At 37.5% G+C, this 16,274-nt stretch carries 16 protein-coding genes and 1 pseudogene; 5 read left to right on the plus strand and 12 right to left on the minus strand.

All coding sequences use genetic code 11. The features are described 5' to 3' along the window. Positions 1–36: 36 nt before the first annotated feature. Entirely contained in the window at positions 37–900 is an 864-nt protein-coding gene (locus BN1243_RS06745; RefSeq protein WP_062105437.1) for a nucleotidyltransferase-like protein, read from the minus strand. 146 nt (positions 901–1,046) lie between these two features. Here BN1243_RS06745 and BN1243_RS06750 point away from each other — a divergent pair, with 146 nt between their 5' ends. Together BN1243_RS06750 and BN1243_RS06755 are read left to right on the plus strand one after the other, a co-directional pair. Then, entirely contained in the window at positions 1,047–1,400 is a 354-nt protein-coding gene (locus BN1243_RS06750) for a YgzB family protein (RefSeq protein WP_062105438.1), read from the plus strand. Positions 1,401–1,562: 162 nt separating this feature from the next. Beyond that, positions 1,563–2,183: a YesL family protein gene (locus tag BN1243_RS06755; protein WP_062105439.1), complete on the plus strand. Its 621-nt coding sequence runs from the start codon at positions 1,563–1,565 to the stop codon at positions 2,181–2,183. A 79-nt stretch (positions 2,184–2,262) separates the two neighbouring features. On the opposite strand, the gene perR is transcribed toward BN1243_RS06755, so the two are convergent. The 4 genes from perR to BN1243_RS06775 all read right to left on the minus strand — a co-directional run bounded on the left by perR (position 2,263) and on the right by BN1243_RS06775 (position 4,534). Further along, a complete protein-coding gene (perR, locus tag BN1243_RS06760; protein ID WP_154669812.1) occupies positions 2,263–2,700 on the minus strand; it encodes a peroxide-responsive transcriptional repressor PerR in 438 nt (145 codons plus the stop codon). 76 nt (positions 2,701–2,776) lie between these two features. Beyond that, a complete protein-coding gene (locus tag BN1243_RS06765) occupies positions 2,777–3,340 on the minus strand; it encodes a cob(I)yrinic acid a,c-diamide adenosyltransferase (RefSeq protein WP_062105441.1) in 564 nt (187 codons plus the stop codon). A gap of 236 nt (positions 3,341–3,576) precedes the next feature. Then, positions 3,577–4,044: a thioredoxin-dependent thiol peroxidase gene (gene bcp / locus BN1243_RS06770; RefSeq protein WP_062105442.1), complete on the minus strand. Its 468-nt coding sequence runs from the start codon at positions 4,042–4,044 to the stop codon at positions 3,577–3,579. A gap of 70 nt (positions 4,045–4,114) precedes the next feature. Continuing rightward, on the minus strand, positions 4,115–4,534 hold the full coding sequence (locus BN1243_RS06775) for a potassium channel family protein (RefSeq protein WP_062105443.1): 420 nt from the start codon (positions 4,532–4,534) through the stop codon (positions 4,115–4,117). Between the two features lie 188 nt (positions 4,535–4,722). Between BN1243_RS06775 and BN1243_RS06780 the strand changes: the two genes are divergently transcribed. Beyond that, the gene (locus tag BN1243_RS06780; protein WP_062105444.1) at positions 4,723–6,018 is read left to right on the plus strand and encodes a glutamate-1-semialdehyde 2,1-aminomutase; all 1,296 of its coding nucleotides are present in this window, start codon (positions 4,723–4,725) and stop codon (positions 6,016–6,018) included. 1,327 nt (positions 6,019–7,345) lie between these two features. On the opposite strand, the gene gerQ is transcribed toward BN1243_RS06780, so the two are convergent. Together gerQ and hemQ are read right to left on the minus strand one after the other, a co-directional pair. Continuing rightward, entirely contained in the window at positions 7,346–7,789 is a 444-nt protein-coding gene (gene gerQ / locus BN1243_RS06785; protein WP_230200299.1) for a spore coat protein GerQ, read from the minus strand. Positions 7,790–7,985: 196 nt separating this feature from the next. After that, complete coding sequence (gene hemQ, locus BN1243_RS06790) at positions 7,986–8,729, minus strand: hydrogen peroxide-dependent heme synthase (protein WP_062105445.1); 744 nt, start codon at positions 8,727–8,729, stop codon at positions 7,986–7,988. Between the two features lie 229 nt (positions 8,730–8,958). On the opposite strand from hemQ, the pseudogene BN1243_RS06795 reads away from it, so the two are divergent. Then, positions 8,959–9,723: pseudogene (locus BN1243_RS06795) on the plus strand (phosphate acetyltransferase); the annotation flags it as partial. Between the two features lie 155 nt (positions 9,724–9,878). After that, positions 9,879–10,943 (plus strand): FUSC family protein, encoded by a 1,065-nt coding sequence (locus BN1243_RS06800; RefSeq protein ID WP_062105446.1) that lies wholly within the window; start codon positions 9,879–9,881, stop codon positions 10,941–10,943. Between the two features lie 101 nt (positions 10,944–11,044). Here BN1243_RS06800 and BN1243_RS06805 read toward each other — a convergent pair whose 3' ends face one another. The 5 genes from BN1243_RS06805 to mutY form a co-directional block, all read right to left on the minus strand. Then, the gene (locus BN1243_RS06805; RefSeq protein ID WP_062105447.1) at positions 11,045–12,805 is read right to left on the minus strand and encodes an ABC transporter ATP-binding protein; all 1,761 of its coding nucleotides are present in this window, start codon (positions 12,803–12,805) and stop codon (positions 11,045–11,047) included. 336 nt (positions 12,806–13,141) lie between these two features. Then, positions 13,142–13,672, minus strand: a complete 531-nt coding sequence (gene ntdP / locus BN1243_RS06810; protein ID WP_062105448.1) for a nucleoside tri-diphosphate phosphatase — start codon at positions 13,670–13,672, stop codon at positions 13,142–13,144. Positions 13,673–13,880: 208 nt separating this feature from the next. Continuing rightward, positions 13,881–14,135, minus strand: a complete 255-nt coding sequence (locus BN1243_RS06815) for a gamma-type small acid-soluble spore protein (RefSeq protein WP_062105449.1) — start codon at positions 14,133–14,135, stop codon at positions 13,881–13,883. Positions 14,136–14,236: 101 nt separating this feature from the next. Further along, entirely contained in the window at positions 14,237–14,986 is a 750-nt protein-coding gene (gene fabL, locus BN1243_RS06820) for an enoyl-[acyl-carrier-protein] reductase FabL (RefSeq protein ID WP_062105450.1), read from the minus strand. A gap of 70 nt (positions 14,987–15,056) precedes the next feature. Continuing rightward, positions 15,057–16,151, minus strand: a complete 1,095-nt coding sequence (mutY, locus tag BN1243_RS06825) for an A/G-specific adenine glycosylase (protein WP_062105451.1) — start codon at positions 16,149–16,151, stop codon at positions 15,057–15,059. Positions 16,152–16,274 lie beyond the last annotated feature (123 nt).

A 16,274-nucleotide genomic window follows, 5' to 3' on the forward strand; every position in this document is an offset into this window, starting at 1 on the left:
AGAATTGGTCAATACCTTTTTTCAAAAAAAGGTAAACTATTTCTTGAAATAAAATCTATCGCTTAGTCCCAGTGTGTTTATAGGAACTTCGACTACTGTAATAAAGTCTTTATCGATTAGGTATTCCACTAGTAGATCTAAATCAACACCATAATAATGAAGTTCAGGATGAGATTTCAACTCACCAATCGACCATTGGGTTTGCATTTCTAAAGTTTCCAAAAGATGCCCAGCACCAATTTTCGTTCTAGAAAAGATTAAAAATTCACTAGCTATAAAAAGTAAGTCTAATCTTTTTTCAATAGATTCCTCGCTGTTAACGAGTTCCTCATATAACTTGTAGATTTCTGGATCCATCTGCTTAACCTGACTCCATACCGTTAATTCAGGATAAAAGCCCTTTTCGATAATGGCTAGACGAGCTAGATGGTGTAAACAATGAATCATATGATTATATGCATCTAAAAATTGGCCCGTTTCAAAAAACGATTTCCCGTTTAAATATCTACGGATAAGCTTTGCAAACTCGACTCCTATTTTCAATTTACGATCATAAAATGGAAAGTCTCGTAACTCATTTCTTAAATTTAATACAAACTCGTTCTTATCAAATAAAACTTCACCTTCATGTATCCATTCTATAATTTTGTTATTCGATCCAAAAAGAATCCATTCTTTTATTTGCTGTTCTGTTACATTATGAAGAGCGATTCTTTTATCATTATATTGATAATGCATAATAGATGTCGAATCAGTTCGTTGACGTACTATAACAAGCAAGATGAAATCAAACGTATTTGTCGAAGGGGATAGTTGCTGTTTCTTTTCAATTACTAAAATACCTAATGTGTTTTCACTATCTTCTTTTTCTACACAGATGCTTTTGAGGATTTCTTCCATGGCAATTCCTCCAATTCCTTATTACCCTTTTCTTTCGACAGTAATTCGAAATCTCCTTCTTCCTTTCTCCACATACGTTATTTAACGGAATATATAGTAGGAAGTTTTTCTTCCATATGATATATTTACTTTCAGGAGGGCTCACTATGGCAAAAAAATATTCAAGTAAAATAAATAAGATCCGGTCCTTTGCTCTTGGTTTAATCTTTGCTGGGTTTATTATTATGTATGGGGGAATATTCTTCAAAAATCATCCTATTGTTATGACGATTTTTATGATTTTAGGAGTATTAGCTATTCTTTCTAGTACATTAGTTTATTTTTGGATTGGAATGCTTTCAACAAAGGCAGTACAAGTAATTTGTCCAAATTGTAACAAACCTACTAAAGTGTTAGGTAAAGTAGATATGTGCATGTATTGTAGGGAACCACTTACCTTGGATCCAAATCTTGAAGGCAAGGAATTTGATGAAAAATACAATCGCAAGAAAAATCTTTAAAAAATTTCGCTTTTTTAAATTTATTGATATATGTTATAATTACTATATCAAAAAGGGAACGATGCTGAGCAAGTTTAAAATATGCTTCCGAATTCCTTTTCGGTCAAGTGCAATGTTGCTCTGCATCGTCATTCTCAAAAATAGATTAAATGGTGGTTAACTATGAATATCTTAAACAGCAGGTTATATACTATTTTGGAAACGGTGTCTTTTTTCTTTTTATTAAATATCCTTTGGTTCGTCATGTGTCTGCCGATCATTACTATCTTTCCAGCTACTGCTGCTATGTTCGGGGTGATCAGACAATATGTTATTAAAAAGGATTCAGCTGTCTTCCTTCCCTTTTTTCGCTTTTTCAAGGAAAATTTCAAACAAAGTTTTTTACTTGGCATTCTAGTCTCTATCTTTGGTTACATCCTTTATATTGACTTTATGCTGATCGGTACTTTAGGGAAAGTCATGCAAAACCTACTGCTAGCCTCGTTGTTTTTAATTGCATCCATTGGGTTACTAACTTCTATATATATTTTCCCAATGATGGTTCACTATAAGTTAACATTATGGAGAGTAGTAAAAAACTCCTTCTTTTTTGCTATTAAGTATTTTCCATCAACACTCTTATCTATTATTTTATTAGTATTAATGTTTGTTTTCCTAAACTATTTACCTGTAACATTTCTATTAATCTTTAGTTTTGTTGCTTATCTAGTCTTTATGATCTGTTATAGCCGATTCTACAAAGAAGAAGAGGTCATTAAGGCGAGTAATCTGGAACAAGCTTAATTTAAAATGGCAAACTGCTGTTATAAGCAGTTTGCCATTTTTGAATAAAGTAAAATAGCCTATAAAAGTTAGGCTATTTTTAATGTGTTTCTTTATTTCCGCAATCAGGACATACACCATAAATTTCCATGCGATGGTGGCCAACTTGGAATCCCGTTACATGGGCTGCCAACTGTTCAACTTCATCTAAGCCTGGATAATGAAAGTCAACAATCTTCCCACAGTTCTCGCAAATAATGTGATAATGGTCTGATGTCACAAAATCAAATCTGCTAGAAGCATCACCATAGGTAAGTTCCTTTACTAAGCCCACTTCCCGAAAAACGCGTAAATTATTATAAACAGTTGCAACACTCATGTTCGGAAATTTATCTTCGAGTGATTTATAAATATCGTCTGCAGTTGGATGTGACATACTCTGAACTAAATACTCCAAAATCGCATGACGTTGGGGTGTAATTCGAACTCCTGTCTGCTTCAATGTTTGAATCGCATCTTTTAATTGATGTTCTGACACCGCCATGCACCTCTTTTCTAACATAAAATTGATTATCTATTTATAATTCTTATAAATAGTGTACTAAAAAATGGGTTTAGCTGTCAATCTTGTCTCCTTCATGCAGATTTACTTCTTCTTCTCCTAATATATGATGGACATATCGTGCTACGACAAATAAAAGGTCAGAAAGTCGATTTAGATAAGATAAAACAAGTGGATTATTTGTTTCAAGACCAACTACGATTCTTTCCACTCTGCGCACAACCGTTCTCGCTACGTGAAATGCAGCTCCAGCAGGATGTCCACCAGGAAGAATAAAATTCTGCAATGGTGTAAGCTGTTCATCTAAACGATCAATTGCTTCTTCTAATAGCTTTACATCACTTTCTTTTAATTTCCATTTCACTTCTTTATCATTAGGAGTAGACAATTCTGCCCCTACATGGAAAAGAGCTGTTTGTACTTGATGAAAAAGTTGTTGCAGCTCTTGAAATTCTTTTCTATCTTCTTGCTTCAAATAACTAACAGCTAGTCCAATCATCGAATTTGCTTCATCACAACTTCCATACGCTTCAACACGCAAATCGTTTTTGGCTATTCTTTGCCCATAGACAAGGGATGTTGTCCCCTTATCACCTGTTTTTGTGTAAATCTTCATTAAGCTCCCTCCAATTATTCAGACTCATGCCAAATATTGTATCACGGAAATAATCATTGGCGCAGGTCCGACACTCTCTCCGCTAAAATAAAAAAAGGCTGAATAACTCAGCCCTAAAATTAATCTATATGCATTGAGGAGGTATGCCCTACTGTAACATATGCACGGTTCAACTTTTAGCATGGACAACAGCCAAGATCCAGCAAAAAATAGGCAATCTTTTTTTTACCTCGTGATCATAATTGTTGTTTAATGAATGTCAAAGCTTCTTCTACATGCCCTTTTACTTTCACTTTCCGCCATTCCTTAATTAATCTCCCTGTTTTATCAATGATAAATGTAGATCGTTCAATACCCATAAACTCTTTTCCAAACATCTTTTTCGGTTTCCAGACATCATATTTTTCCGCAATCTCATGTTGGTCATCAACCAAAAGTAAAAACGGCAATCCGTGTTTTTCCACAAATTTCTCATGCTTATCAAGTGGATCAGCACTCACTCCTAAAATAACTGCATCCAAGTCTGAAAAATCATTGTGGAAATCTCTAAAGTCACAAGCTTGAGTTGTACAGCCAGGCGTCATATCTTTTGGATAGAAATATAAAACGACGTATTTACTATCTCGATAATCTGAAAGCTTAATCTTCTCCCCATTACTAGCTGTCAATTGAAAATCTGGTGCTAGTTCGTTCATCTTTACCATTGTTTTATCCCCCCAAAAAGCTAGTTACTAATAATAGAGTACATGAAGATCCGAAAGGAGTTCAAATAATCTATCCTTTCTTTCTTCTTTCAGGTTCATAATCAATGAAAGATCGCACGACAAAAGCCGCAGGGATTGTATAGCCAATTAAAGCCTCTAACATAACGAGAAGTCTCCCAATTCCAATCGGAACAACATCTCCGTAACCGACTGAAAAAAGCGTAATAGCACTTAAATATAAAGCCGTAGTCAGTCGCTGATTCCAGTCTGGATTTTCTCCTGTTGTAGAATCCACAATAACAGACCAACCTCGCATCTCTAACATGAGAAACAGCAGACCGAAACCTATCATAATCACCGCATACGTACAGCCGAGAAAAGCAAAGTTCTCAAAGGATACTTGCTTAAATTTAAATCTATCAGGAAAGAACAATAGTCTTAGAGCCATTAAGATACAAATAATAATTGCAAAGAAGACGATATACCACATGGAAGTCACCCCAAAAAATCCTTGTCCATCTATATATGTTACGTTTGAATAAGACAGCATAGAACTAACAGTTAAGCTGTTCGCATTGTTGCGTAGAACACACAGAACGTCTACAATTGTAAGAAAAGCGGAAAGCCCCTAGAGGCCAAGACATTTCCGTTATATTTTAAATTAGGGAGATGCAACAAATGAATTTTTCTCAATCTGAAATTATTCAAACCGAAGCTATGAAACATATAGTTGGGGGAGTTAACAGCCCCTCACGTTCATACAAAGCAGTAGGTGGTGGGGCGCCAGTAGTAATGGAAAATGGACAAGGCGCATATTTATATGATGTTGATGGAAATCGTTATATTGATTATTTAGCAGCTTACGGTCCGATCATTACTGGACAAGCTCATCCACACATTACAGAGGCCATTCAAAAGGCAGCTGCAACGGGTGTTTTATACGGAACACCTACCCCTCATGAATTAAAATTTGCGAAGATGATTAAAGAAGCTATTCCATCCCTCGATAAAGTTCGATTTGTCAATTCGGGTACAGAAGCCGTTATGACAACTATTCGTGTTGCTCGAGCATATACTGGGAGAGATAAAATCCTTAAATTCGCTGGCTGTTATCATGGCCACTCAGACCTTGTGCTCGTAGCTGCTGGTTCAGGGCCTTCCCAACTTGGTATGCCTGATTCAGCTGGAGTTCCAAAATCGATTGCGCAAGAGGTTATTACCGTTCCATTTAATGATATTCAAGCATTCCATGAAGCTATGGATCATTGGGGAGATGAAATTGCCGCTGTTCTTGCTGAACCAATTGTCGGCAATTTTGGGATTGTCGAGCCTTTACCTGGATTTTTGGAAGAAGTAAAAGAAATCACTCATCAAGCTGGGGCATTACTTATTTTCGATGAAGTTATTACTGCTTTTCGCTTCATGTACGGAGGGGCTCAAAACTTACTTGGTGTCACTCCAGATTTGACCGCACTTGGCAAAATTATTGGAGGCGGCTTGCCAATTGGCGCTTATGGAGGTAAGCAGGAAATTATGGAGAAGGTCGCACCACTAGGCCCAGCTTATCAGGCTGGAACGATGGCTGGCAATCCTGCTTCCATGCTTTCGGGTATCGCTTGTCTAGAAGTTCTCCAAGAAGAAGGAGTCTATGACAAACTTGACGAACTCGGGGCAATGCTAGAAAAGGGAATTCTTGAAGCTGCGGAAAAATATCGTACTCCTATAACAATCAACCGTTTAAAAGGTGCACTTACTATTTATTTTACCGAGGAAAAAGTCATTAACTATGTACAGGCAGAAGAAACAGATGGTGATATGTTTGCGAAGTTTTTTAAACTAATGTTAAATCAAGGCATTAATTTAGCACCATCTAAATATGAAGCATGGTTTATTACGACTGCTCATACGGAAGAAGATATTAAAGAAACGATTCATGCAGTGGATCTTGCTTTTAAACAACTTGCTACTTCTTGAAAATGTAATAAATAGTTTATGAAGATATCTTAGGTATTTTTCTCGAATATCTAGCATATATTGATAGCTCGAGCATTTCCTCCGAATTCCGGGCTTATCTACTCTAATAAAGTGAAACCTCAATCAGTGGGGGGTTTTCTCATCCCCCACTGATTGTTAGAGGAACAAAGGCTAAATTCGCAACATCCTGTTGCAACGCCTTTGTGACCCGCGTCCTGCGGGCCCGAACCAATCGGGCTTTTACTCTTTAAGGCGCAAGCGCATTGCTCATCGACGTACAAACTTCCTAATAAGGATGAACGGCTAAGGACGCGCCGTCCTGGCGCAACGCCGTTCTGACCAACGTCCTGTTGGCCCGAGATAAAGGAAACACGGCGAAGAATGAGCCGATGTTGACTTATCGTAGGAAGAAGCGTAGAAGTTTGTACGTCGATATGCGCTTAAGCTAGATATGGCTGTTGCCCCCCACTTATAATTCTTGGATTCTCCTCGAATTCTTGAAGTGGGGGTCTTACAGCCAGTTAATGCGGGATAAAGAGGCTGGGACAAAGGTTTTTTAACCCATCATAAATCAGAGCAATATCGTAGATTGTGGATTTACTCGCTCCGGAAATACACTTCGCTTTCCGCGGGGGGAGGGCGGAGGGACGCCTGCAGGATATGGATTTCAGAACGGCAGTGCGACAGACGTCACATTTAGTCTCCGATGGCTCGTATTGGAGATCACTAAAAAATCTCCTTAGACAATAATTTTGTCTGAGTAGGAACAGTAAAATACTAGATTAGAAATAGAAATACGACTTTGAAATTCAGGTGAGTGAATTTAAAGTCGTATTTTTAATGGGTTTTCTCAAAAAATGGCTTTCAAAAGGTTTCGAAATTTTATTTTGAATCATTTAAAACATTATTCGCCCGTATGATTACCTTTTTAAGGTTATCATGGCCCTTAGGCGATGAAAAACAAGTTGAAAGGGCCATGAGAAGAGTTATCATGGCCCTTAGATGGTGAAAAACAAGTTGAAAGAGCCATGAGAAGAGTTGGACCTGTGATTACGGCCATCAATCATCCTGTTTCCCTTTATCTTGGCCAACAGGAAGTTGGTTAGAACGGCGCGTCTTTAGCCGATCATCCGAATTTAAAAGTTTGTATGTCGCTGAGCAGGCACTTTCGCTTTTCATTGTCTAGCTCCAGTTGGCAGCGACTAGCAAACTTACGGTTTCTTCCTACGATAAGTCAACATCGGTTCGTTCCTCACCGTGTTTCCTTTATCTCGTCAGAAAGCCTTTAAGTTTGTACGTCGCTAGACGCCGCCTTCCGCTTTTCTTATTACCTCGGAGGTGAGGATGCGAGTGGGCCTGAGCCGAATGCATACTCATATTCAATAGGCTCGCCAAAGGTAATAAAATCAACATAAACCATTGGAATTAAGTACCTATTCCCAGTTTCCGGATCACTTAGGATGAGATGATCTCGTCCTGCTGCCTCAATGATACCCTTAAAAATCTTTGCATTCCATTCACGATTATTTTCAAAAGTGGCATGAACAGAAACGAGTTTACCTTTATTCAATCTCAATATATTCTCGATATAGGACTCCTCAATTGGCAGCATACCGGGAACATTGACTCCACCTTTTGCTCCTGCACCTGGTACAGGAACCTGCATAGGTTGTGGTTGTTGAAAAAAACCAGGAAATTGACCTTGAGTAAAAGGCATTTGCTGGTTCATAGTTCGGGGATAATAGCCGGCGTTATTTTGATATGGATTCATATTTGCCAAAAATCTCACTCCTTTAAAGAATGGTTGACCAATTATTCTCTCTAATTTGTATGCTTATAAAGGAGTGTGTATTCCTATAATTCTAGAAAGGATCGAAATGGAAGTGATTATAAGAGGAGTGAGGAAAGTTATTAATAAATTGAAAAAGCCATTGTCACGAAGTAATATAGACAATGGCTTTCATTTATTAAATATGGAAAAATGTTTCTGGCTCGTCCAATAAATTACCGACAAAGAAAGAGCCAAATTCCCCGTAACGGGCACTTACTTCGTCAAAACGCATTTCATAGACGATTTTTTTAAATTGTAGAGCATCATCGGAGAACAGCGTAACTCCCCATTCGAAATCGTCGAAACCTGCTGAGCCACAAATAAGCTGTTTGATTTTTCCAGCATATTTACGCCCGATCATACCGTGGCTTCGCATTAATTCCTTTCTTTCGTCCATTGATAACATATACCAGTTATCGTTTCCAGAACGACGTTTATCCATCGGATAGAAGCAAACATAGTTTGTCTTCGGAAGTTCTGGGTATAGACGACTACGCACATATGGATTCTGATAAGGATCTTCATCAGAGTCTTTTGCAAGGTAGTTACTTAATTCCACAACGGAGACATAAGAATACGTTGGGATTGTATACTCAGCTATTGTAAGCTTATTGAATTCATTTTCTAGATCATTTAATTCCTGTAATGTTGGTCGCAAAATCATAAGCATGAAATCGGCCTTATGACCAACAATAGTATAAAGAGCATGGCTGCCTTCTTTTTGTTCTTGACTATCATTAAGCCTATTTAAGTATTGCTTAAATTCGTCTATCGCATTTTGCCTCTCATCAGTTGAAAGAAGCTTCCAAGACGCCCAATCCATTTTTCTAAAATCTTGAAGGGTATACCAACCATCCAATGTTTGAGCAGGTTCACTCATGTGGATCAACTCCTATTCATCGTTCATTTCTTTGGATTATTAATAAAAGAAATTACTAACAATACTATAACATAGTTTTGCCAACTGCTTCTTTTACAAACAAAAATGTGCTAAAAATGACATGAATATACTTATCATTAGTAGTTTTTGATAAAAAAGGTATATGCTAGTAAGGGATCATTTAGATTATAACGACAAGAAAAAGCATCAAATTTGGAGGATGATTCAAATGGTTAAAACGAACGATGATTTATTTGACATTTTAAAGGAAAAAGTGAAAGGGTGGAACAGAAAGATTGTTTTCCCTGAAGCGCTTGATCCGAGGGTTCTTGCAGCAGCTGGTCGTCTAGCTTCCGAAGAGATCGTAACACCTGTGCTGATTGGTAATATGGAGGAAATCGGGCAAAAGGCAAAGGAACTTAAGGTAAAGTTAGACAATATGGAAATATATGATCCAAATGAATATATTGAAATGGATGAAATGGTAGCAGCTTTTGTTGAAAGAAGAAAGGGTAAAGCAACAGAAGAAGCTGCGCGAAAAATGCTGCTAGATGAAAATTATTTCGGAACTATGCTTGTCTATATGGATAAAGCTGATGGATTAGTAAGTGGTGCTGCTCATTCCACTTCAGATACTGTTAGACCAGCATTGCAAATCATTAAAACAAAGCCAGGGATTAGTAAAACATCTGGTGTGTTTATTATGGTTAAAGGGGACGAACGTTACGTATTTGCAGATTGTGCGATCAATATCGCGCCGGATAGCAAAGATTTGGCTGAAATTGCAGTGGAAAGTGCCAAGACAGCCCAGATGTTTGACGTAGACCCACGTGTTGCAATGCTTAGTTTTTCTACGAAAGGTTCAGCTGTTTCCGATGAAACAAAAAAGGTAGAAGAAGGATTGAAATTAGCAAAAGAGATGGATTCCGACTTAATTATCGATGGTGAATTTCAGTTCGATGCAGCTATCGTTCCATCAGTAGCTAAGAAAAAGGCNCTAGTCGATATGCGCTTAAGCTAGATATGGCTGTTGATCCTCCACTTACAATTCTTGGATTCTTCTCGAATTCTTGAAGTGGGGGTCTTACAGCCAGTTAATGCAGGATAAAAAATAAAATTGCAATAGAATCGATGAAAGGATTATGAAATATGAAGCTTGGTGCACGCATGTTAAAAACGGGAATTGCTATCATTTTCGCTTTATTGATTGCTGAGCTTCTTCATATCCCTACACCTGCATTTGTAGGGATTGCTGCTATTTTTGCAATTCAACCGACTATTTATCGATCCTATTTGACAGTCATTGAACAAATTCAAGGGAATATACTCGGTGCAATTCTAGCTATCTCGTTTGTCCTGGCATTTGGAAACCATATTTTGGTCATTGGTTTAGCAGCCATTATCGCCATAGGTATTATGGTTAAATTCAACTTGGAAAATGCCATTCGATTGGCACTTGTCACCATCGTTGCCGTCATGGCAGCTCCAACCGAGGATTTCTTAAATGTTGCTCTCATCCGTTCTAGTTCTATTCTCATAGGAATCTTATCATCCTTTATCGTAAATCTTATATTTCTTCCACCAAAATATGAGACTAAGCTTTTTCACAACATCTCGGAAGTAACGGAAAATATTATAAAATGGATGAGACTTTCCACTAGGTTTGCTTCAGAAACTGGACCTTTGAAAAAAGATCTTGGGAATATTAAAGAGCGTATAACAGAAATTAATACTTTATATGCTATGTTCAAAGAGGAAAGGCGTTATTTTCGAAAAAAAGAATATGCGAAAATACGAAAGCTCGTAATTTATCGGCAGATGATTCAAGTCGCCCAAAAAGGTTTTGATATATTAAAATTACAAAAGCAATATGAAAATGTTTTACACCAACTGCCGGAAAGTTTGCAAAATCACACACGGAACCGATTAGACTTTTTATTAAGTTATCACGAACAACTATTAATGAAATTTATGGGACGTGTTCGGCAGGAGGTTGAGCTCGTTGCGTTTAATTATGAAGAAATCGAAAAAGACCAGCTTCTCGATGCTTTTCTGAAGGAAGTCAAGAAAAGTGATGATGTTGATGAATACCAGCCTTATCATCTTATTCATTTTCTTTCATTGATGATTCAGTACGAAGAACAATTGGAACACCTGGAAAAATTAATTCGTTCCCTTTGGAAATATCATGAGAAAGATCTCAAAGTGCAATAATGGATACAGACTTTTCCCTTTGGATGATCGATACTCCAACAGATAAAACGTAAAAAAGCAGTGGAGTAAACAAATTCTCCACTGCTTTCTTTTTTTACCTATTAAGAGTTTTCAACCTCATCTAAATGTTGAACTTGAAATAGTCGGTAATAGCTTCCTTGTTTTTCCATTAATTCCTCATGTGTACCCATTTCACTTATCTTTCCATGTTCAATCAAAACTATTCGATCAGCATGAGTAATTGTTGAAAGCCTATGAGCAATAATAAACGTCGTTCGATCTTTTGCTAACTCATTAAGAGCCTCCTGAATAAGATGCTCACTTTCAAGATCGAGAGCTGATGTTGCTTCATCTAAAATGAGTAGCGGCGGGTTCTTTAAGAAGACACGAGCAATCGCAATCCGTTGTTTTTGTCCTCCTGAAAGTTTCACACCCCGCTCCCCAACTGTAGTATCATATCCATTTGGTAGATCTATAATAAATTCATGAGCATTCGCTGCTTTAGCCGCTTTATACACCTCTTCGTCAGTCGCTTCAGGCTTACCTAATAATATATTCGACTTGACCGATTCACTAAATAAAATATTATCTTGTAAAACCATTCCGATATTATCTCGAAGACTATGAACCTTTAATTTACGGATATCGGTTCCATCTAATAAAACCCGTCCCGCAGTTACATCGTAGAATCTTGGAATCAAACTAACTAACGTAGATTTTCCGCCACCACTCATCCCAACAAAAGCAATAGTTTCTCCGACTCTTACATCAAGATTGATATTTTGTAATACTGGTTTCTCCTTTTCATTGTATGAAAATGTAACATTTTCAAAGCGGATATCTCCTTGAACATTTCTTGCTTCAACCGCATCAGGCGCGTCATCAATGTCATACTTTTCGTCGGCTAATTCAAAAACACGATCCATTGAAGCAATAGCTTGTGTTAACGTTGTAGAAGAATTTACTAACCGTCTTAGTGGATTATAAAGTCGTTCAACATAGCCCATAAACGCAACTAATGTACCAATCGAGAGTCCTCCATTAATCACCTGGTAACCTGCAAAAGTAATAACGATTAAGGGAGCTAAATCCGTTATCGTATTAACAACAGCAAATGCTTTGGCAGTCCAACTCGTATGAATCAAGGCTTTATTTAGAAAATTCCCGTTTGTCTTGTCGAAATTCTTTTGCTCGTGGTCTTCAATAGCAAAGCTTTTAATAATCGACATACCTGCCACTCGCTCATGCAAATAACTTTGAACACCAGCAAGTGCCTGTGAACGCTGTCTCGTTAATTTTCTTAAATTACCGAAAAAGTAACGAACTGATAACATGTATAGTGGAAAAACAGCGAGTGAAACAAGAGTAAGTTTTACATCCAACGAAAGCATAATAATAATCGCAATTATGACTGTTGTCGCATCTAACCAAAGGTTCATTAATCCAGTTATTACAAAATCCTTCGTCTGTTCTACATCATTAATAACGCGTGAAATGATTTCTCCAGCACGTGTATTCGCATAAAATTTAAAACTTAACTTTTGAATATGAGTAAAAAGCCGTTCTCGAATATCATAGAGGATTTTACTCGCAGTCCACTGTGCAAAATATTGTCTAAAATACTCTACTGGTGGACGAACGAAAATAAATAAAGCGAACATGGCCCCCATCGTCCAAAATAGTTTCGTTGTTTTCTCTTCAGGTGACATTCCTGTAGCACCGATCACATCATCAATAACATACTTCATTAGAAAAGGAATAAAAAGCGGAATCGCAAACTTCACAATTCCAATAATTAACGTCCAAAATATCTTCCAACGATAAGGTTTAACAAACACTAAATATCTTTTAATAACTTGCAATGAAAATCCTCCTAATATTAAAAGCGTAAGACGGCGTTTAGCGACGGACAAACTTTTCTATAATAAGGATGAACGGCTAAAGTCGCGCCGTCCTGGCGCAACGCCGTTCTGACCAACATCCTGTTGGCCTGAGATAAAGGAAACATGATGAGCCTAATATAGCGAATCGATGTTGACTTATCGTAGGATGAAACTGAAAGTTTGTTAGGCGCTGCCGACATTGAAAAGCTGTAGCGCCCATATCGTTACGTGCTAGTAAAAAGCAAATGCGCCAAGTACTAGCTTTAAACACTCGCTAGTAATGGGCGCTTAAAAATTAACGTCACGGGTTTTCAATTAGCTTCGATAACTTAAATAGCGATCATACCAAGTATCGATAAAATCAGCGGAAAAAGGACCTTTGCGTTGTCTAACCCACCGTAATAGTTTATCCACATTTCTTTTTAAAATATGATCAATCACTTCCGGATACCCCATGTGTAATCGATTATATTCATATTCGTCCTCATCCAGAAGTGTATACGTCATATCCGGGTACACTTTCACATCAAGGTCATAATCAATATATTTCAATGCTTCCTTGTCATATACGAAAGGTGATCCAAGATTACAGTAGTAATAAATTCCATCATCCCGAATCATAGATATAATATTAAACCATAATTCCGTGTGAAAGTAACAAATGGCTGGTTCCCGCGTTATCCAAGTTCTCCCATCCGATTCTGTTACAAGTGTATGATCATTTGCTCCGATGACCAATTGCCTATTGGCCTTCAGTACTTTAGTCTCCTCCCAAACTCGGTGCAAATGCCCATCATGCTTATAGCTATGTATTTGTATGTTGCTACCTTCCTTGGGAATTGCCATTATTTCCCCTACTTTCTATTTCTCAAAAAATAATTCTCCATAAGTAATATTAATATTATAACGTTTTTTATCGATATTTAAAACCAAACCGATTAAAACGCTAACAAATCCACTACTGCGGAGGTAAATTAGGGGGAAAAACTCGAAAATTAAAATAAGGATCTGACTTTTTATACCAAAAGTCAGATCCTTATTATTGGCTTACAACTTATTGACCAGCGTTTTTAGATTTGTTAGCTTCAGCTTTTTGGTTTTGTTGTCTTACTTGTTGTGCATCAGTCTCACTGCCAAATTCTGCACCGAAGTTACCTTGTGCACCAGCAGACTTTGCATTTTGTTGTCTTACTTGTTGTGCATCTGTTTCGCTAGCGAATTCAGTGCCAAAGTTACCTTGAGCTGATTGTGCATTTTGTTGTTTTACTTTTTCGATGTTAGTTCCAGCTTTTGATCTTTTGTTTGCCATTGGTATCACCTCCACGTTTGTTAATGTATCCAGACGTGAAAGTTTTCATCCAAGTTTTTTTACAGAATTTTTTTTGCGAAAAGTTGCGCCTATCTAAAAAATTATACTAGGATGGAGCGGCCACCATCTACAATGATTGTCTGCCCTCTAATCATCCATGCATCATCAGAAACAAGGAACAAAATCGTCTTTACAAGGTCATCTATTTCGACCATACGACCAGCAGGTGTATTTTTCCTGGCATCTTCTAATAATTCTTCGCGGTTTGGAAAATGTTGGAGTGCATCCGTATCGATCGCTCCACCCGATACAGCATTGACTACAATATTCTTAGGAGCAAGTTCCACAGCCAAGTAACGCGTTAACGCCTCAACCGCTGCTTTCGAAACACCGACTGTCGTATAATTCTCCAAATAACGAATGGATCCAAGTGAACTCAGACTTACAATTTTTCCGCCACCGTTTTTCTCCATTAATTTTGCTGCTTCTTGGGCGCAAAAGAGTAGCGCCTTACTATTAATATTCATTGTCCAATTCCAATGAGTTTCTTCCAGTTCCATTATTGGACGTAAAACTCCTGATGCAGCATTATTGACGAACACATCTAACCTTCCAAATTCTTCCTCTATTTGTTCAAACATCAACTTAATTTTCTCAACATCCCCAACATTAGCCCGTACAAGAAACGCTTTTTGGCCCAATTTCTCTATTTCCTCCGCGGTTGCCAATGCTGATTTTTTACTTCGTGCATAGTTTACAATAATGTCGTACCCTTGTTTTGCTAAGGCAATAGCTGTTGCTTTTCCAACACCACGACTACTACCTGTCACTAGTGCTACTTTATTACTCATCTGCTACTCATCACCTTTCGAATTTTTAATTGGTGCCTGGCACGCCCCGAATTTTGTCGAATCGTTCAAGCTATAAGTACTCTACTTTATAGGTTTGCCAAATTTTTTGGTGTGGTACTGGAAAGGCGTATTCTTCCAGCTGATCTCTAGTTACTAAGCGTAAGTTTTTTGTTTCTTGTACTGATCCTTTAAGAGTACCAGCGAAAACATCTATAGTCCATTTTAAATGTGAAAATACATGGTCCACTCTAGTAAATGATCCTGATTCCAATTCTAATTCCAGTTCGTATTCATTTTCAAAATAACCCGTTAATATTTGGCGGTTAGAAGAAAAACGACCATTTACTTCAATTCCGGGAAATTCCCAAAGTTTGGCAAGCAACCCTTGGTCAGGACGTTTACGTATTAAAAAGCGTTCATCACTTGTTTTTAAAACAGCTGTTAACCAGTTCACTTGCTTTGTTGACTTTTTCCTAGTTTTGACAGGAAGCTCCTGGGCGACCCCTTCCTGAAAAGCAAGACAATGCTCTCTTACTGGACAAAGTAAACATGCAGGAGAGGTAGGTGTACAAATAAGGGCACCTAATTCCATTAATGCTTGGTTAAAATAAGATGGATTCTTTTTATCAATGAGTTCATACACTGCTTTTTCAAAAATCTTTCTAGTTGATGGTTTGGCGATATCTTCCCTAATTAATAATATCCTTGATAAGACACGCATAACATTTCCGTCGACTGCTGGCTCTGGCTTTCCATAAGCGATACTTAAAATCGCCCCAGCAGTATAAGGACCTACTCCTTTTAATTTGGAAATTTCTTCTAACGTATCTGGAACTATTCCGCCATACGATTCAACAACTTCTTTCGTTGCGGAATGCAGGTTTCGGACACGGGAATAATAGCCAAGGCCTTCCCAAACTTTCAAAATAGACTCGTCGTCCGCCTCTGCGAATTTTTCGATCGTCGGGAATTTTTTTAGAAATCGTTCATAATAAGGAATAACAGTATCTACTCTTGTTTGCTGCAACATCACTTCTGAGACCCAAACTTTATAAGGATCTGAATCCTTTCTCCAAGGAAGATCTCGTTGTTCATGTTCAAACCAGCTAAGCAAGTCTTCACGAAATTGTTGAATATTAGTTGGATATTGCAAAGAATCGTTCATTTTCACTACTCCAGTTAATTGTTAATTCCCGATTGTTTTGGGGAATACTAAATAATACACATTTTATAAATTGCTTTACACTACTATTTAAAATATCATTAAAAGAAACAGATAAGGTTTAGT

The sequence above is a fragment of the Bacillus niameyensis genome, assembly GCF_001375535.1.
Classification (GTDB): domain Bacteria; phylum Bacillota; class Bacilli; order Bacillales; family Bacillaceae_C; genus Lederbergia; species Lederbergia niameyensis.